At 47.3% G+C, this 19,199-nt stretch carries 13 protein-coding genes; 6 read left to right on the forward strand and 7 right to left on the reverse strand.

Going from position 1 to position 19,199, the window contains the following annotated elements; translation table 11 throughout:
• Positions 1-30: 30 nt before the first annotated feature.
• Positions 31-447, reverse strand: a complete 417-nt coding sequence (locus tag AC3RV5_RS02945) for a 4-oxalocrotonate tautomerase (protein ID WP_489730493.1) — start codon at positions 445-447, stop codon at positions 31-33.
• 219 nt (positions 448-666) lie between these two features.
• Between AC3RV5_RS02945 and AC3RV5_RS02950 the strand changes: the two genes are divergently transcribed.
• Complete coding sequence (locus AC3RV5_RS02950) at positions 667-1,275, forward strand: TetR/AcrR family transcriptional regulator (RefSeq protein WP_489730494.1); 609 nt, start codon at positions 667-669, stop codon at positions 1,273-1,275.
• Positions 1,276-1,474: 199 nt separating this feature from the next.
• Here the strand turns inward: AC3RV5_RS02950 and AC3RV5_RS02955 are convergent, their stop codons facing one another.
• From AC3RV5_RS02955 to AC3RV5_RS02965, 3 genes are all read right to left on the reverse strand, one after another.
• Positions 1,475-1,906 (reverse strand): GFA family protein, encoded by a 432-nt coding sequence (locus tag AC3RV5_RS02955; protein ID WP_489730495.1) that lies wholly within the window; start codon positions 1,904-1,906, stop codon positions 1,475-1,477.
• Positions 1,907-2,308: 402 nt separating this feature from the next.
• Positions 2,309-4,438: a M3 family metallopeptidase gene (locus AC3RV5_RS02960; protein WP_489730496.1), complete on the reverse strand. Its 2,130-nt coding sequence runs from the start codon at positions 4,436-4,438 to the stop codon at positions 2,309-2,311.
• Between the two features lie 174 nt (positions 4,439-4,612).
• Entirely contained in the window at positions 4,613-7,726 is a 3,114-nt protein-coding gene (locus AC3RV5_RS02965) for a hybrid sensor histidine kinase/response regulator (RefSeq protein ID WP_489732083.1), read from the reverse strand.
• Positions 7,727-7,952: 226 nt separating this feature from the next.
• Between AC3RV5_RS02965 and AC3RV5_RS02970 the strand changes: the two genes are divergently transcribed.
• The 4 genes from AC3RV5_RS02970 (at position 7,953) to AC3RV5_RS02985 (ending at position 14,318) form a co-directional block, all read left to right on the forward strand.
• Positions 7,953-9,068 (forward strand): PQQ-dependent sugar dehydrogenase, encoded by a 1,116-nt coding sequence (locus tag AC3RV5_RS02970; RefSeq protein WP_489730497.1) that lies wholly within the window; start codon positions 7,953-7,955, stop codon positions 9,066-9,068.
• A gap of 81 nt (positions 9,069-9,149) precedes the next feature.
• On the forward strand, positions 9,150-11,453 hold the full coding sequence (parC, locus tag AC3RV5_RS02975) for a DNA topoisomerase IV subunit A (RefSeq protein ID WP_489730498.1): 2,304 nt from the start codon (positions 9,150-9,152) through the stop codon (positions 11,451-11,453).
• A gap of 60 nt (positions 11,454-11,513) precedes the next feature.
• Entirely contained in the window at positions 11,514-13,145 is a 1,632-nt protein-coding gene (locus AC3RV5_RS02980) for a carboxylesterase/lipase family protein (protein WP_489730499.1), read from the forward strand.
• A 54-nt stretch (positions 13,146-13,199) separates the two neighbouring features.
• On the forward strand, positions 13,200-14,318 hold the full coding sequence (locus AC3RV5_RS02985) for a succinylglutamate desuccinylase/aspartoacylase family protein (protein ID WP_489730500.1): 1,119 nt from the start codon (positions 13,200-13,202) through the stop codon (positions 14,316-14,318).
• A 422-nt stretch (positions 14,319-14,740) separates the two neighbouring features.
• Here the strand turns inward: AC3RV5_RS02985 and AC3RV5_RS02990 are convergent, their stop codons facing one another.
• From AC3RV5_RS02990 to AC3RV5_RS03000, 3 genes are all read right to left on the reverse strand, one after another.
• Entirely contained in the window at positions 14,741-15,226 is a 486-nt protein-coding gene (locus tag AC3RV5_RS02990) for an Lrp/AsnC family transcriptional regulator (RefSeq protein WP_489730501.1), read from the reverse strand.
• Positions 15,227-15,235: 9 nt separating this feature from the next.
• Positions 15,236-16,348, reverse strand: coding sequence for an anhydro-N-acetylmuramic acid kinase (locus AC3RV5_RS02995; RefSeq protein ID WP_489730502.1), 1,113 nt, complete (start codon positions 16,346-16,348; stop codon positions 15,236-15,238).
• Positions 16,349-16,426: 78 nt separating this feature from the next.
• Positions 16,427-17,722, reverse strand: coding sequence for a peptidoglycan DD-metalloendopeptidase family protein (locus tag AC3RV5_RS03000; protein ID WP_489730503.1), 1,296 nt, complete (start codon positions 17,720-17,722; stop codon positions 16,427-16,429).
• A gap of 209 nt (positions 17,723-17,931) precedes the next feature.
• On the opposite strand from AC3RV5_RS03000, the gene tyrS reads away from it, so the two are divergent.
• The gene (gene tyrS / locus AC3RV5_RS03005) at positions 17,932-19,131 is read left to right on the forward strand and encodes a tyrosine--tRNA ligase (RefSeq protein WP_489730504.1); all 1,200 of its coding nucleotides are present in this window, start codon (positions 17,932-17,934) and stop codon (positions 19,129-19,131) included.
• Positions 19,132-19,199 lie beyond the last annotated feature (68 nt).

The following is a 19,199-nucleotide window of genomic DNA, read 5'->3' on the forward strand; positions in this document are numbered from 1 at the left end:
ATTACTTACCAAAAAATGGTGAATGATCCATTATTCTTTTGAAATTTCTTTACCAATTTCTTCATTGGTCATAGCGATACCATTGAAATTCCATGACCCATCTACTGTATGAATAACATTCGAGTAAATATTTTCTACAGGCTGTTTTCCACCTGACAACACTCTGATAATTTCGGTTGCCTCGGCAAAATGAGCCAATTGAATTTCTCTCGAAGCAAAAGCAAATGAAGGTACCTTCCATTCCATCCAAACGCCCGAGAATTCTTCTCCACCCGAAAACGTCAAATTTTTTGGTAACACTGAAACTTGCGCAGTTATATTAGGTGTCATAACCGTATTACCTAAAAGCCCGTGATGTTTAAGCATTGAATTAGTAATTTTTGAAACAGCTTCTTTTTCAGAACCGACAGGGATAACGCCTTCAGTAAGAGTCAGTGTTAATGGCATAGTATTCTCCAGTAATAGTTAAGTTAATCGTTAGCGATTAATCGGCGTTGCTTTCAGGCAAATTCAGTTTCAATTATTTAAAATACCGATCGTTATATTCATCAATTTACGCCACATTATATATCGTTCGTTATATTGTCAAGATAAAATATAACGATTGCTATAATTTCATTTAAAACGCAGTTATAATATGGGTATTCTTGGGGGGGGGATATTTAAATGACTAAAGTAAGCAAAAAGCAAGAAACGAGAAAACGTATTATCAACGCCGCGAGTCAGGGTTTTCGGAGCAATGGCTATGCGGGGATTGGTGTTGATGGTATTGCTAAAGAGGCAGGCGTTACTTCGGGCGCCTTTTATGCCCACTTAGGTTCAAAAGATGGTGCATTTGAAGCGGCATTGTCGTTAGGTCTTGATGAGGTGATTACTGCAATCCCTGATTTTCAACTTCAACATGGTAAGCAATGGATTGTGGCTTTTTCAGATTATTATCTAGGCCAAGCGCATCGTGATAACCTTTCATGTGGCTGTGCAATGACAACCCTCTCACCCGAAGTTGTGCGTACTAAACCTGAATTACACACTATATATGAAAAAAAAATGCTCGAGATAGTTGAGCTTATGGCTCAAGGCCTTATTGGAAATTCGCACGAAGAATGTTTATCTAAGGCCTGGGGAGTATTAGGTATTTTAATTGGTGGACTTACTATGGCCAGAGCAGTAGCTTCTACTAAGACTGCGGATCAAATCGCTATTTCTATCACAAATGCAGCAGTCAATGCTGCCGGGCAAACCAAAGAACCAGTCGGTTCAGCGCCGATAAAATGACCGCTTTGGATCTAAACCTTCTATTCACATTCGTAACGGCCAGCGGCTCCTGTCGCTCGGAGTTGCCAGTCGCGAAGTTTTCTTAGGCATCCACAAGTTAAGCATTCTGTTATCACTCGTTTGAATTACCTGAACGGAGTGACCAAAAAACCGACTGTATTGTGTCCATTTGAACGCCTTATGTGGTTAATATATAAACCTATTTATAATCATTTACCAACTGACCGTCCGATGAGTAACTGAATTGCGGATTATCGTCAGTTATTTCGTAAAAATCAGGTTTTTCACCTACAAATATATGACCCATTGTTTTTAATCCAGTGGGACCATCCAAAGAGCCAGCGATAATTCCGGTCGCGTCTAAGTTAAATGGTTCCCAAAATAGACTTGAACCACACTTTCGACAGAAGCCTCTTTGGGCTATTTCAGATGTCTTGTACCAAGCCAAACCATCGTTATTAGTGATTTTGATATTAACCTTTCTTGCTTTTGTATGAGGGCCGAAATTTCCATGTAATTTCTGACACATACTACAATGGCAGTTCACTATATCTCTGAGTGATCCTTTCACTTCATATCGGACTGCACCACAAAGGCATCCACCTTTGCTCATTTTATTTTCGTCATTCATATATTAGCTCCGTAGACAGTGAAGTCACTTAACAGGTTATTGGTGCGGGCATGCAAACTATCCTAGCTTGTAAAACAGGGCAAACCAATGACCGTTCGCTCAGACTTGCCAACTGAATATCCGCGAGGGTTTGATAGGGCAGAATATAAAAAAAGGACCGGCAACAAATATCTGAGCATAGAGTAATGCCAAGGCTAATCATAAGATTTTCACAGCCTAGCATTATCTTGGGTGGAGTTTATGGGGTTATGAATAACAGTTATGGGTATGCTGAAAATCGTAAGTAGTTCATAGTAAACCAGAGGGATTTAGCGACATGGATATTATTTTACGTAATAAAAGGCCCCGTATATTTAAAAGTATACGGGGCCTGGTTTATTTACATATTTAGTGGGTGTTAGGTTAGTCCACTAAGCCCCTGCGTTTGAGCAACGCCCCGGTATCTGGTTGCTGACCACGGAACTGGATATAATCCTGCATCAAATCCTGACTGTTACCCATGGACAGTATTTTGGCTCGGAACTCATCACCGTTTGCCCGGTTCAATCCCCCTTGATCTGACATATGGGAAAAGGCATCCGCAGCGAACACTTCTGTCCACAAATACGCATAATAACCCGCAGAATAACCACCGGAAAAGGCATGGCTGAAGTAAGTGGATTTATAGCGTGGCTGGATCGCTGCGTAATCAAGCCCATGTTTGGCCAAGGCCTGTTTTTCGAAGCTGGCGGCGTCCGTTATCTTGCTGCCAGGGGCAATGGAATGCCATTCCATATCCAGTATGGCCGCCGCCAGATATTCAGTGGTATCAAAACCTTGATTGAACTGTTGAGATTTTAACACCTTGGCCAGCAAAGCCTCTGGGATAGGCTCACCGGTTTGATAATCTTTGGCATAATTGGCGATAACCTGGGGATCGATATCCCAGTCTTCATTGAACTGGGAAGGGAACTCCACAAAATCACGGGCGGTGGCAGTACCGGCCAGGCTAGGGTATTTTACCTGGGAAAACAATCCATGGGTGGCATGGCCAAACTCATGGAACATAGTGGTCACTTCGTCAAATGTCAGCAGTGTGGGCTGGCCCGCAGCAGGTTTGGGAATGTTAAGTACATTGTAAACCACAGGCTTAGTGCCCATCAGATCACTTTGGGTGACAAACTCATCCATCCAGGCTCCGCCACCCTTGCCTTCGCGAGCATAGGGGTCAAGGTAGAATATACCGATACTGCTGCCATCCTGGTTGAATACTTCATAGGCCAGTACGTCGGGATGATAAACAGGCAGATCATTACGAGCGGTGAAGGTTATGCCATACAATTTGTCCATGGCGAAAAACAAACCGTTTTGCAATACATTGTGCAGTTCAAAATAGGGTTTGATTAGATCCTCATCGAGATCGTATTTCGCCTGGCGAACTTTCTCCCCGTAAAAGGCCCAGTCCCACGGTTGTAGAGTGAACGTTTCTCCTGAGGCATTAATTTGCTGCTGTATGTTTGCCGCCTCGACTTTGGCTTTGGCTAAGGCCTTGGGAGCCAGATCATCGAGAATAGCAAAAACCGCCTGGGGATTTTGGGCCATTTGATCTGCGGTGACATAGGCTGCCCAGTTGGGGTAACCAAGCAAGTTAGCTTTTTGCGCTCTAAGCTGAGCCATCTCAATCAGAATAGGGCCGTTAGTTTTCGCTGCCCTGTGGGCAGAGGTTTGCCAGATTTTCTGACGTAAGGCGCGATTTTCCAGGCTGGCTAAAATAGGCTGGGTAGTGGTATTAACCAGCGTGATCATATAACCCTGTTTACCTGCGTCTGTGGCGGCGGTGGCAAGACTGGCCATTTCCTGTGGCGATAAACCGGCCAGCGAGGATTTGTCCGTAACTAAAATAGTATCGTCTTTAAATGACTTGAGAATGTTCTGGGAAAATTCAGTCGAAAGTGTCGCCAATTGCCCGTTAATGTCTCGCACTGCTGCCTTGTCCGTCTCGTTTAATTTGGCTCCTGCCCTGACAAAAAGGTCATAATAATAGCCGACCAAACGCTGGTCCTCGGCAGTTAGGTCGGCCTGGTCCTGGTGGATTGTGGCAATGCGAGCAAATAAGTTGGCATTCAAATGAATATTATCTTCATGCGCGCTTAATTTGGGCGCCATTTGCGTTTCAATACGCTGAAATTCAGGGTTGGAAATCACCCCTGACATATTGCTAAACACTTTACTGACTCGTGCCAGCAATTGCCCGCTGCGCTCCATCGCTACCAAGGTGTTGTCGAAGGTAGCAGGGGCGCTATTGTCGGCTATAGCCGCAATTTCTGCGTTGTGCTGCTCCATGCCTGCGGCGAAAGCTGGTTCATAATCATTGATGGAAATTTTGTCAAACTGGGGAGCTTGATAAATAAGCGGGCTTTTGCTGAACAATACATTACTGCTATCGGGAAGCATAGTTTTCATCGTTTTTATGGTTGGGGTAACACCAGTGCCCGAACAGGCACTGACAGTCATGGCCACGGCTATCGCCTTGGCAATAAGGGTAATTCGCATATTATCTCCAAAAGGATGGGGTGCCCCTTTGATACTCAACATGAGTGTGGGAAGGGCTTACCCCTGCAACCATAACAATACGTGCCCAGGTACCACAATTCAACTAGTCCCACTATATCTGGTACTGGGCGCAAATTGTCGGTATAGATGAACTACAGCTTCTGGCAGGTAATCCTAGGGCACACTGTGCCCTTTAATAATCTGGGCTTGGGCTAACAGTGTATAGGCTTCATCGATTAACTTCGCCAATGCAAGCAGACCTTCCCCTTGTTCCTGACGTTTAAGCATACCCTCGGTTTCGGCGCAATGTCGATGCAACAATGGCACCCCTGTATAACAACAAACACCGTGCAGCTTATGCACGTTGACTAACAACTGATTAAAATCCCGCTGTTGGGCATTGAGTTCAATATCCGCAACTAATTCCGGGAGTTGAACAATAAACTGTTCGAACACATCCCGGGCGGCGGGGGTGTTACCGTTAGCGCGTTTAAGGGCTAATGGCCAATCGAAACTGGCGAGTTGCTCTGCCTGTGGCTGTTGTTGATGACACCAGCGGGTTATCAAATCAACCAGATTCGACAAATCCAGCGGTTTGGGCAAATAGTCATCCATACCACAGGATAATAATCGTTCCTGTTCCTCTTTGAAGGCATGGGCCGTTACAGCGATAATCGGCGTGCCTAAATTCAGTTCAGTTTGGCGGATGAGCCGAGTCGCTGCCAGACCATCCATGTGCGGCATTTGCACATCCATCAGGATCAGATCAAATTCTTTATGCTGACACAGCTCTAAGGCTTCTTGCCCACTAAAGGCCAGGTCAAGTATCAGTGGCGAGGGTTTCAACCAGGTACTGAGTAAACGTAAATTCATTTCCATATCGTCTACCGCTAACACCCGAACCGCAGGCAATTGCCTTAAGCGTTGCTGCAGTTGGTCTACGGGGTCTTCAGCGGGTTGACACATGATGTTATTTAGCTTCCCCAGCGTCAGTGGCAACCTAATTTGGCTGTGATATGTTTCGCGCTGGGCAAAATGAGTAGGAGCGCTTGAATCTGGGCCCGAGTAACATAAAATTTTGCATCTCGCGGCTATATGATGTGATGCGTCCAGCGCTGCTTGAATTTTGCCTGGCATACTGGCGGGCAAACAGGTGAATAGATAGTCGAACTCTTGCCGCTGAGCATTGAGGCAGGCCAGTGATTCAACGCTGGTTACTAGGGCACCCAGGTGGCACAAAAGCTTGCTTGAGCTAAGTCGGGAATGGGGGTAAGGATCATATATCAGTACCTGTAACCCCTGCCATTGGCTGTGTTTGGATAAAGTGGGCTGGTTATTGAGTGTATTGGTGCGCACCCTTACATTAAAGGTACTGCCCTGACCTGGCACGCTTTGCAGACTAAGCTGTCCGCGCATTAGCTTAACCAACTCTTTACATATCACCAAACCCAAGCCAGTTCCCTGATAGGAACGATTTAACGCATCCTCCACCTGGGAAAAAGCGGTAAATAATTTACGCTTGTCTTCACGGCTGATGCCAATACCCGTGTCTTCAATTCTGAGGTTGAGTTCAAATATGCCGTGTTCGAGCATAATGCCGCTGGCAAACAGGCCAATGTGCCCATAATCGGTAAATTTTAGGGCGTTGCCCAGTAAATTATTAAGGATCTGTTTGATGCGATAACTGTCGCCAATCAGCTTTTCTGGTAGGGGCTCAACGTCGAATATAAATTCCAGGTTTTTCAGATGTGCCGATTTGGCCATCACGCCTATCATTTCTTCCAATAGCTGATTAGGGGAAAACGCATGGTTGTTAATTTGCAGCTTGCCTGCTTCGATTTTTGACACATCCAGGACATCGTTGACTATGTTTAGCAGGTTGTCCGCGGCAGTATTGATGATATGGACTTGTTCTTTTTTATCCTCGGGTAAGTCGCCTTGCTGGAGTTCTTTACTAAAACCGAGTATGGCGTTGAGGGGGGTTCTGATTTCGTGGCTCATGTTAGCCAGAAATTGGGATTTGACATGACTGGCAGCCACGGCATCCTTGCGGGCGATATCCAGTCGTACATTTTGCTCTTCAACCAGTTCAATATTGTTACGCAGGTCGTCGGTCGCTTGTATCACCTCGAGTTCCAGTTGATGGCGACTTTTATCCATTAACGCCAGAGAAAACAGCGCCGCCTCGAGTAGTACGCCAAATTGAAAACAGTAGGTTGTGAAAAAGTTGGAAGGTAAAACCCCCACCAAGCTGAACATTCCAATAAGGGCGCTTAGAGCCAAAATGCCCCAGGCAAAAATGAAATAACGGGCTCCGCGGAAGTTGTTCCAATAGCTTTCAAAACCAGCGAAGCTATAACAGCAGATGCTTAATGTAGTGAGCAAATAAACAGAAGCGGTTTGCCAAAAAGGTGGAAACACGGTTATCAACGAGAATACCCCCAGTAACATCAGTAACATCAGTAACATCAGTATCAACAAGCTCAATTTGATAAATGGCTGCGTTTTTGGAGCAGTATTTGCCGCATCGAGAAAGACATAGGTGAAAATCCCTGACCCCATACTCAGTAGCACAAATGTGAGGTCGGTGTGCCGGTGGAACCAATGGGTAATTTCGGGGGGGAACATTATGTTCAAATGCCCGCTCCAGACAAACTGCCATAGCAGCACCGTAGCGATATAAACCACATAGGCGAGCAAGCTTTTTTCTTTGATACCGAAAAATATAACTAAATTATAAACAGCCAGGCTCAATAACCCGCCGTAAATCAGCCCCCACAACAGGTTGTCATAGAGGTTGGATTTATCATGTTTTTGCAGGGATTGAATTTTTAGCGGCGCGATCAGACTATGACGCGCACGGGTTATTCTGACCAGTACAGCTGTAGGTTGTGCATAAGGCAGCAGCATTTTCATGGTTGGTAATCGATAGCGCTGTGGCGTGCCCATTATGCCCTGATAAGTGGCGGCAATAACCTGGTTGTTGCGCAGTAAATACATATCAACATTATCGAGTTGGGCGAGCCCCACTTCTAACACCCAGTCTTGCGTTCTGGTGGCATTGGTCAAGGTGGTATATAACCATATACCTTGTTCGGAAAAACCGTAATTCGGATTGCTACTGGTATGGGGGGTAAACTGGCCTAATCGAGTCTTGACCTCATCGATTGTTAACTTTCCTTGGGTCTCGTGGAATGTTTTTACATAGGAGGAAAGGTTCACCACCCTGTCTTTGGAAATCAACTGGACTAAGCTTTCTGCCCCTGAGTGACTACTAACGAGCAGCATGCACCAGCATAAACCGAGTCGCAGTTTGCGTGATAAGGTGGGTAAAAATGCCTGTGTGGGTTTCAAAAAGTATTAGCCATATATTGTGATCGTCAGATTCCATCCAAATTTATGCATTCACCTGTTGGCTGCAGCAAGAGCAACCGTTAGGATATAGGTATGTATATCAATTTTATAAAGTATTCTACGTAGTATTCTACCTAGTATTAACCCTGAGGAATAATTTATGTTACTTCGCCTTTCGATTCTACTTTCTTTTCTAAGTCCGGGGTTATTTGCTGCACCTTTACCCTTGGAAAAACTGCGTTTACCCCAGGGTTATTCCATCGATATCTTTGCCTCTGGTGTGACAAACGCCCGGCAAATGGCCCGCAGTAAAAATGGTATTATCTTTGTGGGCAGTCGGGCGGCTGGTGAAGTACAAGCCGTCATCGACAAAGATGCCGATGGTAAGGCCGATGAAGTGCTGACAATCGCCACTGGCCTGAATATGCCTTCGGGCTTAACCATTAAAGATGGTGATCTGTATGTGGCTCAGGTGAGTCAAATTGTGAAATATGCCAATATCGATGCAACCTTTAGAAATTTACCCGCCCCTGAAGTGGTGATTGACGGCTTGCCGGATAAAAGTCATCACGGCTGGAAGTATATAGACTTTGGTCCTGATGGCTGGCTTTATGTTCCTGTGGGGGCCCCCTGTAATATCTGTGAAACTAATGGTGGTGAAGATTTCGATAATCCCGAATTTGCCTCTATTTTGAAATATAACCTTGAGACTAAAGAGCGTAAATGGGTGGCCAAAGGTGTGCGTAACAGCGTAGGTTTTGATTGGCACCCCCAGAGTAAACAGCTGTGGTTCAGTGACAATGGCCGAGACATGCTGGGAGACGATATTCCACCTTGCGAGATAAACCGTGTGCAGAGCGAGGGCGCGCATTATGGCTATCCGTATTTTCATGCTGGAACTGTGCCCGATCCCGAGTTTGGGCAGGGCAAGGATCCTGATAACTATGTGAAACCCGTCTATAACCTTGGAGCACATGTTGCGCCTCTTGGCATTCATTTTTACCAGGGGGATATGTTTGCTGACGAGACCAAAAGCAATTTGTTTGTGGCCGAGCACGGTTCCTGGAACCGCAGCAAGAAGTCTGGTTACCGGGTCATGATGGCCAAAGTGCAAGATAATCAGGTCACGTCTTACCAGCCCTTTATCGAAGGCTGGTTAAATGCTGATGAAAGCACCTGGGGACGGCCCGTTGCGCTGCTCACCCTGCCTGATGGCAGCATGTTGATATCCGATGATTTCGCCAATGTCATTTATAGGGTAACCTACCAAAAATAGTCGACTTTTTCCGTTAGTTAGCGAATGCGAAAATGAGTCTTTAGACATACAACTAGAATAACGCGGCCGATACAGTTCACTATGAGTCAAGAAATTATCATTAATAAAGACGGCATCGAACAAATACCGATGCGTCGTTTCACCGAAGAGTCTTATCTCAACTATTCCATGTACGTGATCATGGACCGAGCCTTACCGCATATTGGGGATGGGCTCAAACCCGTGCAGCGGCGAATTATTTATGCCATGTCTGAATTGGGACTGAGCAATAATGCTAAATACAAAAAATCAGCCCGCACGGTAGGTGACGTATTAGGTAAGTTTCACCCCCATGGTGATTCAGCCTGTTATGAGGCTATGGTGCTGATGGCACAGCCCTTTTCTTATCGTTATCCCCTGGTAGATGGCCAGGGAAACTGGGGGGCGCCGGATGATCCCAAGTCTTTTGCTGCCATGCGTTATACCGAATCCCGTTTATCCAAGTTCAGTGAAGTATTGCTCACTGAGCTAGGCCAGGGCACGGTGGATTGGCAACCCAACTTCGATGGTACTCTGGATGAACCCAAGGTACTGCCTGCGCGCCTGCCCCACATTCTACTCAACGGTATCACTGGCATAGCAGTGGGCATGGCCACGGATATCCCCCCTCATAATGTGCGGGAAGTCGCCAACGCTTGCGCCTATTTACTGGATAATACCAAGGCTGAATTGCATGAATTACTGGATTTTGTCCAGGGGCCGGATTACCCCACAGACGCGGAAATAATCACCCCTAAAGAGGACATTCAAAAAATATACGAGACCGGCCGGGGGTCAATCCGCATGCGCGGTGTCTACCATGAAGACAACGGCGATATAATTATTACGGCTTTGCCGCATCAGGCGTCAGGGGGCAAAATTCTGGAACAAATTGCGGCCCAGATGCAAGCTAAAAAATTGCCTATGGTCAGCGATTTGCGTGACGAGTCTGATCATGAAAACCCCACACGCTTGCTGATCACCCCCCGTTCGAACAGGGTCGATGTCGCACAATTGATGCAACATCTGTTTGCCACCACGGATTTGGAGAGAACCTACCGGGTCAATATCAATATGATAGGCCTGGATGGCCGTCCCCAGGTTAAAGATTTACGCACCATTTTGACTGAATGGCTGATCTTCAGAAAAGATACCGTGGTACGCAGGCTGCAATTCAGGTTGGATAAAGTGCTGGCGCGGCTGCATATTCTGGAAGGTTTGATGGTCGCCTTTTTGAATATCGATGAAGTCATTCGCATTATTCGTTATGAAGAAAAACCCAAACAGGAGTTGATGGCTCGCTTCAATCTGTCGGATATTCAAGCCGAAGCCATTCTGGACTTGAAATTACGCCACTTGGCTAAACTTGAAGAAATGAAAATCCAGGGGGAGCAAGATGAGCTAGCCAAAGAGCGTGACGAGCTGCAACAATTATTGGGTTCGGACCGCCGCTTGAAAACCTTGATCAAAAAAGAAATCCTTGCCGCAGCAGAAATGTATGGCGATGATCGCCGTTCGCCCATAGTGGAACGTGGCGAGTCCAAAGCCTTGAGTGAAAAAGAACTGATCCCCTCTGAAGCCGTCACAGTGGTGTTGTCAGCCAAGGGCTGGGCTCGCTGCGCCAAAGGTCATGATGTTGATGTGCAAGGCTTGAGTTACAAAGCAGGAGATGAGTTTTTGGTCTGCAGTAAGGGCCGCAGTAATCAGCAAGCCGTGTTTATGGACAGTTCAGGACGGGTGTTTTCTTGTGACGCGCACTTGTTGCCTTCCGCCCGCAGTCAGGGTGAGCCCCTGACCGGTCGCTTTGGCATCGTCAGCGGGGAAAACGTCGAACATGTCATTATGGGTCAAGATGATCAGCAATATTTGCTGGCGTCCGATGCAGGCTACGGTTTTGTCGGTAAGTTCGCCGATATGGTGAGTAAAAATAAGGCCGGTAAAGCTTATTTATCACTGCCTAATGCGGCCAAAGTCATCGCGCCTCAAAGGGTCAGTAATTTACAAAGCGACTGGTGTATGGCCATCTCCAATGAAGGGCGGATGTTGATGTTTCCCTTGCGTGATTTGCCCAGTTTAGGCAAAGGCAAGGGTAATAAAATCATCAGTATTCCATCAGCCAAGGCGCAGTCCAGGGAAGAGTTTGTCAAAGTGCTGGCGGTGGTGCCACAGGGGGCAAATGTCAAGATCATGGCCGGTAAGCGGGGGATGACTCTCTCGGCCGAAGACTTGTCGCACTATCAAGGTGAACGCGGACGAAGGGGGAATAAATTACCCCGTGGCTTGCAGCGGGTAGATGGTATCGAGGTCGAAGGAAGCGGGGCAACCAGTAACTCATCCCTGGAGTCGCCCACCGAGAATGACATTTAACGATTAGCGCGGCGGATTAGACGTTTTGAAAACTGATAATTATGAGGGGGGTGGGACGTTATGAGACGAGTCGGTTTTCTATTGAGCCTGGTGCTGTTGAGCACTTCGGTTTTGGGCAATCAAAGCGTAACCATTGACGATGGCACCTTATTGGGAAGTCTCGATAGTGCCACTGATATTCGTGTTTTCAAAGGCATACCCTTTGCCGCGCCGCCAGTGGGCGAATTGCGTTGGCAACGCCCACAACCCGTGCAACCCTGGCAAGGAATACGGGATGCCACCGAGTTTGCCAATCGCAACATGCAAAATCCTATCTATAGTGACATGAAGTTTCGCTCACCTGGAGTAAGTGAAGACAGCCTATATCTGAATGTGTGGACTCCCCGAGTGGATACTCCCCGAGTGGACACTCCCCGAGTGGATACTTCAACAGTCGATAGCAAACAAAAATTGCCCGTACTACTGTATTTTTATGGTGGTGGTTTTATTGCCGGAGACAGTTCTGAAAAGCGTTACGATGGCGCAAGCATGGCGAGTAAAGGCATAGTGGTGGTTACCGCTAACTATCGCCTGGGGGTATTGGGGCTGTTCGCTCACCCGCAATTGTCAGCAGAGACGGATTATAAGGGATCGGGCAACTACAGTTTTTTGGATCAGCAGGCGGCGCTTCAGTGGGTCGTCAGTAATATTCAGGCCTTTGGCGGAGACCCTGACCGCATCACCATAGGCGGCGAGTCGGCCGGCTCCATTTCCGTTAGCGCGCTATTGGCCTCTCCGCTGTCCAAGGATTTAATGGGCGGGGCCATTGGCCAAAGCGGCTCTATTGTTGGCCCGCCCATTGTTACAATGAGCCTGGCGGCCGCCGAAGCACAGGGTATGAAATTGCAAGTAGCTCTGATGGGCGATAACAGCCCGCAAAGTTTCGCCGCCCTGCGAAATATGCCTGCGGATGAATTATTAGCGAAGGCAACGGCCGCCGGTTTTACCCGGTTTAGCCCTAACATAGACGGATATTTTTTGCCTGTATCTCCCCTAATAATCTATCAGAATGGCCTGCAAGCGAAGGTGCCACTTCTGGTTGGTGATAACTCCCAAGAGGGAAGTTACCAACAGATCCTTGCCGGGCAAGAGCCGACGCCAGAGAATTTTCAACAGGCGTTAAAACGTTTGTACCCCCAAAAACATGCACAAGTTGCTGCCCTGTATCCGGCTGCCAATAGTGCCCAAGTGATGACGGCTGCTCAAGCCTTAGCCAGTGATCGTTTTATGGGATTTGCCACCTGGAACTGGATAGACTTGGCCAGTGCCAACAGCAGTCAACCCAGCTACTATTATTTTTATGACCATGTTCGACCTATAAGTAAGGAACAACAGGAGGCGGGTGGGAAACCACAACCCGCTCCCCTTGGGGCGGTACATTCTGCGGAAATAGAATACGCCCTAGGCAATCTGGATGTTAACCCATTATACAAATGGCAAGCTCAGGATCACCGGGTCTCGTCGTTTATGCAGCAATATTTTGCCAACTTTATCAAACAAGGCAACCCCAATGGCCAGAACCTGGTCAACTGGCCAAGGTTTTCCCAAGGCAGACGGCTGGTGATCGGCACTTCGCCCTCGGTTCAGGATATGGAACCGCTGAATGCAAGATATATATTTCATCGCCAGTATTATGGGGCCTTAAGCCAATAAGACGTATGCTGCCGCCTCTTAAGCGGTGGGCCAACCCTAACACTGAGTATGCCCATGACTAATCAATTTAAAAAAGAGTACCTGGTGGTGGCGCAAAATGCCTCAGGGCGCAATATGAATGTGCCCCTGTATCGTTTCATCGGCGAAAAACCGGGGCCTAAAGTGTACATCCAAAGCTCGATTCATGGCGCTGAAGTCCAGGGTAATGTGGTGATATACCACCTGATCCAACAATTAAAACAAATGCCCCTGTGTGGCGAAGTCATTTTAGTGCCCAATTGCAATCCCGTGGGCACCAATATTAAGGCCGGCGAATATACCTTGGGACGTTTTGACCCGGTCAATGGCACCAATTGGAACCGTGGTTATTTTTATGATCCAGCCCTGGTCGAGGAATTTGCAACCACTGTGCAAAACGATGAATCGGTGGCTACCATCAAAGCCCGTTTCAGGCAGCAAGTTAAACATCGGTTGGCACAAAAACTCAAGGAAACCTGGGGCATAGGTTTGGCGCAGCGTTTGAATTTAAAGCTTCAGCAACTGGCGTTCGATGCGGATATCGTGTTGGACTTACACAATGGGCCGGTATCCACTCGGCACATATACGTGCCCGAATACGCACGCAAATCGGCGCTGTTATTTAATATTCCCCATGTGATTTTGATCCCAAATACCTTCGCCGGCGCTCTGGATGAAGCCACATTTTGCCCCTGGTGGACCTTGCAACAGCGAGTAAGTGAAAAGCGGGGTGAGGCGGTGGATTTTAAAGTAGAAGCCTTTACCCTGGAGATGGGCAGTCAGGAAGTCATTAGTTTTGCCGATGGTGCATATGACGCCAGCAGCATTTTAGGTTATCTCAACGCCAAAGGGTGTTTGCTTAGCTGTGATATCCAGCCACAAAAGATAACCCGTATGGCTACTATACTGGAGCATTATCGGGTGTTATATACCCAACGTGGCGGCATAGTTGATTACTTGGCCAAACCCGGCCAGGCCATTAAAAAGGGCGAAGTACTGGCCAAAATACTGAATGTGGATGAACTCGATACCCCAAGAGCCACAGAAGAGCTACTGGCACCCTGTGATTTGATCCCCATACTGCATTTTCCGTCGGCGTCGGTTTTAAGCGGTACTCAGTTGTATAAATGTTTCACTGAGTATTTTGAGTTGTAATAACCGCAGTGCTCATCCATATATGATCCCAACGCGCTGCTTTTTGTTCAGCGGCCAGTGTTTTGGGTGAAACATTAATGCTGGGTAACAGGCACGTTTTAAGGGCAAGCAAGTTGGCATTGACAGCACCTTTCAATCCGCTGTTAGCGTCAAAGGTGACAACAAGCACATCCTGACAGTTAGCACAGCATAAAAATGAAGCTTGTTGCGAGCCTTGTTTCGTCTCGTGTAAGGGGCATTAAAAATATACCGTGAGTCTGGCTTGCGGGTCCGACAGGTAACTGACCTGGTGACTCAGACAGTAATCGCAATCCCTGGGAGCGTATTGGTTTAATGGCTTTGGTAGGCACAGGTCAAAACGCACGCCAGTGCAACGACATGTTCCGTTATATAACATTGAGCAGTTGTTCCCGAAGAGCGCGTTAGAAGCTGGGTAGACTGTTACTGGTTCTGTGTTCGTAGACCAAAGCTGTTTCGACGTGGTTGACTTCGCCCCGAGCAGTAATGGCATTAAATACAAAATCCCGTAAATGACTGGAATCGGCCACAGTGACATGCACCAGAAAATCTATATCGCCGCCCATATGAAATACGCTTAACACTTCGGGCAAGGGCAATAGATCCTGAACAAAACCATCCACTGTAGCCCGGCTGTGATCTGACAAGCGCACGGATATTACCGCTTGAATATGCCCGCCCAGAGCATTGAGATCCACGTCTAATAACGCCCCCCGAATAATATCATCGGCTTGCAAACGCTTGATCCGTTCTAAACAGGAGGAGGGGGCCAAACCCACACTTTGGGCGATGTCCTTGTTATTAAGACGTGCATCCTGATATAGCAGCGCCAGTATCTCCAGATCTGTATTATCTAACAGACGGTTGACTTTTTTCACCGGTCGATTCATTTTCACTACCTAATCATGGGGGCAGTATACCCCCAGTATTGCCCTGCGTTTCGCCCCGGTTACACTGGGTAGATTACCGGTAATCTTATGTTTAAAGGCCCAGGCTAACCACGCAAATGCCATGGCTTCGACTGCATCAGCGGAGATCCCCAGAGACTCAGTGGTGCTAAGTTCACATTCGTGCAGGTCGGTTTCCAGGCACTCCATGAGAAACTCGTTTTGCGCTCCGCCTCCACACACGTAGACTTGATCGACATCCTTAAAATTGAGTATCTGCTGGGCAATAGTATGGGACGTTAACGCCACTAGTGTGGCCTGGACGACTTGGGGATCCAGAGAATAGGGGCAATCAGCAATATGCTGCTGCAGCCATTGTAGATGGAATAACTCGCGTCCGGTGCTTTTTGGTGGTGCCTGGGTAAAGTAGGGATGGGAACATAGGCTCCGCAATAGTTGCGGATCTGGGGTACATTGCGCCGCCCACTGCCCCTTGTCGTCATAATCCTGGCCTGTATGTAGCTTGCACCAAGCGTCCATCAGGGTATTACCCGGGCCTGTGTCCCAGCCCGATACTTCGCTTATTGCACCTGCCGGCAGGTAAGTAATATTGGATATGCCGCCAATATTCACCACCACTCGTGACTGCACGGGATGAGCAAATACTGCCTGATGGAAAATAGGCACCAAAGGCGCTCCCTGACCACCCAGCGCAATATCTTTACGTCTAAAATCCGCAATAACGTCAATGCCGCTTTGAATAGCTAACGTGTGGGGATCGCCGATTTGCAGACTAAACCCCTGCTTATCCCCAGGCATGTGGCGTATTGTCTGCCCATGGGAGCCAATGGCAATGATCTGTTCAGGGGTAATATAATTCGTTTTGAGTAAACAATGAACGGCGTCGGAAAAGGCTTCTGCCACTGCACGATCGGCACGGCCCATTCGAACTATTTCGTTGTCACCCGGTGCACAGAGTTGATGCAACTCAGTTACCAGCTCTTGGGGATAAGCAAAGGTCTGGCAATCTAATAAACGTGGCACAACAGAGGAAAAATCTACTAAGGCTGCGTCTATTCCGTCAATACTGGTACCAGACATCAGCCCGATATATAGCTGCGACATGTTTGTCCTTGTCAGTTATACCCGTCTTCCTTTGCCGCTTAGCTGCAACTCCAATGGCTTTGGGTATATATCAAATGGTTAGTTCATGGCCAACATAATGCGTTTACTGTTGTCTAGTTGTTCTAGTTGCTCTTTGGCGATAACTTCAAAAGCGGCACGTTGAGCCTTATCAATCGGCAAGGCTTTAGGCAACGAAACCGTACGCGGATTGCGATGCACACCGTCAACCAGAAATTCATAATGCAAATGGGGACCGGAAGCCAAACCAGTGGAGCCCACTGTGCCAATGATATCGCCTTGTTTGACGGACTGACCCACTTTCACATTACGCTTAGTGAAATGCAAATATTTAGTCACGTATTTTTCACCGTGCTGAATAAACACATGGTTGCCGTTGAATTTATCGTAAGATGCACGGATTACTTTGCCATTACCGGCCGCCATAACGGGGGTTCCGCGATCTGCGGCATAATCGACACCGCGATGGGCCTTCCATCTTTTTTGCACGGGATGGAAGCGGCGTTTTTTAAAGCTTGAACTAATGTATTTGAAACTCACCGGCGCGCGTAAAAAGCTCTTACGCATACTGCGTCCTTCAGGGGTGTAGAAATTACCGTCAGTGTAGCGAATGGCGGTGTAAGTAGTGCCACTATTGGTGAATTGCGCTGACACAATATCGCCGTTTTCAACAAACTCACCGTCTATGTATTTTTCTTCAAAGACAGCGTTGAAGCTATCGCCTTGGCGTAATTCCAAGGCGAAATCGATATCCCAACCAAAAATAGCCGCTAGGCTCATGATCTGGTTCTCTGATAAATGTGCTTTCACGCCGGCATTCCAGAAACTGCTGTTTATGGTGCCCTGTGCGTAATTCAAGCGGGTGTCCACTTCCTTGTAATTTACTGCAGACTGTAATTCACCATCAGACTGTTTTTCGATCATTAAGGTATCTGTGGGGTTAAGCCCGTAGGTCAGACCGGCAAAAGCACCTGTTTCGTCAACTTGCAGAGATAACATCTCTCCGGGTTTAATCATGAGTAATTTTTTCGCCAGTTCACCGGCTTTACTCACATTGTAGGTATCTCTGGGGCTTAAGCCGGCGCGCTGAAAAATTTTGGCCAGGTTGTCACCACTGCGGACCTGAAATACTTTCCAATCCGGGCCGTCTGTTAGCGCTGCGTCATCCAGGGGGAGTTCATTTATGTTGATAGCCAATTCGTAGCGCTTGCCTATTTCCAGCAAGGCAGCATCTGAATTGCGGCTTGCGCTAGCGCGATCAGAAGGGAGAAGTGCCAACAACACCACTAATGCGGCTATGGAAGAAACCAGCCATTTATGGGTTTTGGGTAATTGATTAAATTTATTTTGAACCACGGTAACCTGTAACTCATCCAACTACGATGTATGCAGAATATAATGATTAACGCTTATTTCCTAGGGAAAGTGCGTTTTTTGTACAGTTTTAAAGGATTTAGTTTTATACGTGGTTATGATTAATGTCTTGCTACGCTTTTAATACGCGTTGGTGCGGCGTAAAATGGGCCAGCAAAATCATCCAAATTCAATTTTATAAAGGGTCCCAAATGACAGATTGGCAACATGCATTGACTGAGATACAGCGCGGTGCACAAGAAATATTGTTAGAAGAAGAGCTGATTGCCAAGCTAAAAGAGGGGAAGCCGTTAAAAATCAAAGCTGGTTTCGATCCCACTGCACCAGATCTGCATTTAGGACACACTGTGCTAATCAATAAATTGCGCACCTTTCAGCAGCTTGGTCACGAAGTGATTTTTTTAATCGGGGATTTCACCGGCATGATAGGTGATCCAACGGGTAAAAACATCACCCGTAAACCCTTGAGTAAAGAAGACGTATTGGCCAATGCAGAAACCTACAAAGAACAGGTGTTCAAAATTCTCGACCCAGCCAAGACAAGCATACGATTTAACTCCCAATGGATGGACAAATTAGGTTCGGCTGGCATGATTAAACTGGCAGCCAGTCAGACAGTAGCGCGCATGTTGGAGCGTGACGATTTCAAGAAACGTTACGCCGGTGGTCAGCCCATCGCCATCCATGAATTTTTGTACCCGCTGGTGCAAGGTTGGGATTCGGTGGCGTTAGAGGCAGACATTGAATTGGGCGGTACTGATCAACGTTTTAACCTGTTAATGGGGCGGGAGTTGCAAAAGGGTCAGGGACAACGACAGCAAACAGTGTTGATGATGCCGCTGTTGGAAGGCCTTGATGGCGTGCAGAAGATGTCTAAATCCCTGGACAACTATATTGGCATCACAGATGCGCCTAATGAAATGTTTGGCAAAATCATGTCGATTTCAGATGAGTTGATGTGGCGCTACTATGAATTATTAAGCTTTAGGCCAACAAACGATATCGCCCAGTTCAAGCAGCAGGTGAGTGACGGTGCTAATCCCCGGGATATCAAGATCACCTTGGCTAAAGAGATCATCGAACGTTTCCACAGCGCACAGGATGCCGAGGCGGCTCATCAGGATTTTATTCAACGTTTCCAAAAAAATGCTATTCCTGATGATATGCCCGAGATTGAGCTGGATCTGCCCACTGAAGGTTTGGCTATTGCCAATTTGCTTAAAGAAGCGGATTTGGTTAGTTCCACTTCCGATGCCATGCGCATGATCAAACAGGGGGCAGTGAAAATTGATGGCGAAAAAGTGGCAGACAGCAAATTGATTTTAAGCGCTGCCTGTACCGCCGTATACCAAGTGGGTAAACGCAAATTCGCCCGTATCACTCTTAGTTAGCCCCCTCGAGTTGGGCATCACGGCGTTTCTCGGGGAACGAATTACCCGAGAAACGCCGTGATGCCCAA

It is taken from the genome of Paraglaciecola sp. IT1134 (genome assembly GCF_058068185.1).

Excerpts from the sequence above, each read along its gene's own strand:
- AC3RV5_RS02945 (WP_489730493.1), bottom strand. The coding sequence starts at position 447 with ATGCCATTAACACTGACTCTTACTGAAGGCGTTATCCCTGTCGGTTCT.
- AC3RV5_RS02950 (WP_489730494.1), top strand. The coding sequence starts at position 667 with ATGACTAAAGTAAGCAAAAAGCAAGAAACGAGAAAACGTATTATCAAC.
- AC3RV5_RS02955 (WP_489730495.1), bottom strand. The coding sequence starts at position 1,906 with ATGAATGACGAAAATAAAATGAGCAAAGGTGGATGCCTTTGTGGTGCA.
- AC3RV5_RS02960 (WP_489730496.1), bottom strand. The coding sequence starts at position 4,438 with ATGCGAATTACCCTTATTGCCAAGGCGATAGCCGTGGCCATGACTGTC.
- AC3RV5_RS02965 (WP_489732083.1), bottom strand. The coding sequence starts at position 7,726 with ATGCTGCTCGTTAGTAGTCACTCAGGGGCAGAAAGCTTAGTCCAGTTG.
- AC3RV5_RS02970 (WP_489730497.1), top strand. The coding sequence starts at position 7,953 with ATGTTACTTCGCCTTTCGATTCTACTTTCTTTTCTAAGTCCGGGGTTA.
- parC (WP_489730498.1), top strand. The coding sequence starts at position 9,150 with ATGAGTCAAGAAATTATCATTAATAAAGACGGCATCGAACAAATACCG.
- AC3RV5_RS02980 (WP_489730499.1), top strand. The coding sequence starts at position 11,514 with ATGAGACGAGTCGGTTTTCTATTGAGCCTGGTGCTGTTGAGCACTTCG.
- AC3RV5_RS02985 (WP_489730500.1), top strand. The coding sequence starts at position 13,200 with ATGACTAATCAATTTAAAAAAGAGTACCTGGTGGTGGCGCAAAATGCC.
- AC3RV5_RS02990 (WP_489730501.1), bottom strand. The coding sequence starts at position 15,226 with ATGAATCGACCGGTGAAAAAAGTCAACCGTCTGTTAGATAATACAGAT.
- AC3RV5_RS02995 (WP_489730502.1), bottom strand. The coding sequence starts at position 16,348 with ATGTCGCAGCTATATATCGGGCTGATGTCTGGTACCAGTATTGACGGA.
- tyrS (WP_489730504.1), top strand. The coding sequence starts at position 17,932 with ATGACAGATTGGCAACATGCATTGACTGAGATACAGCGCGGTGCACAA.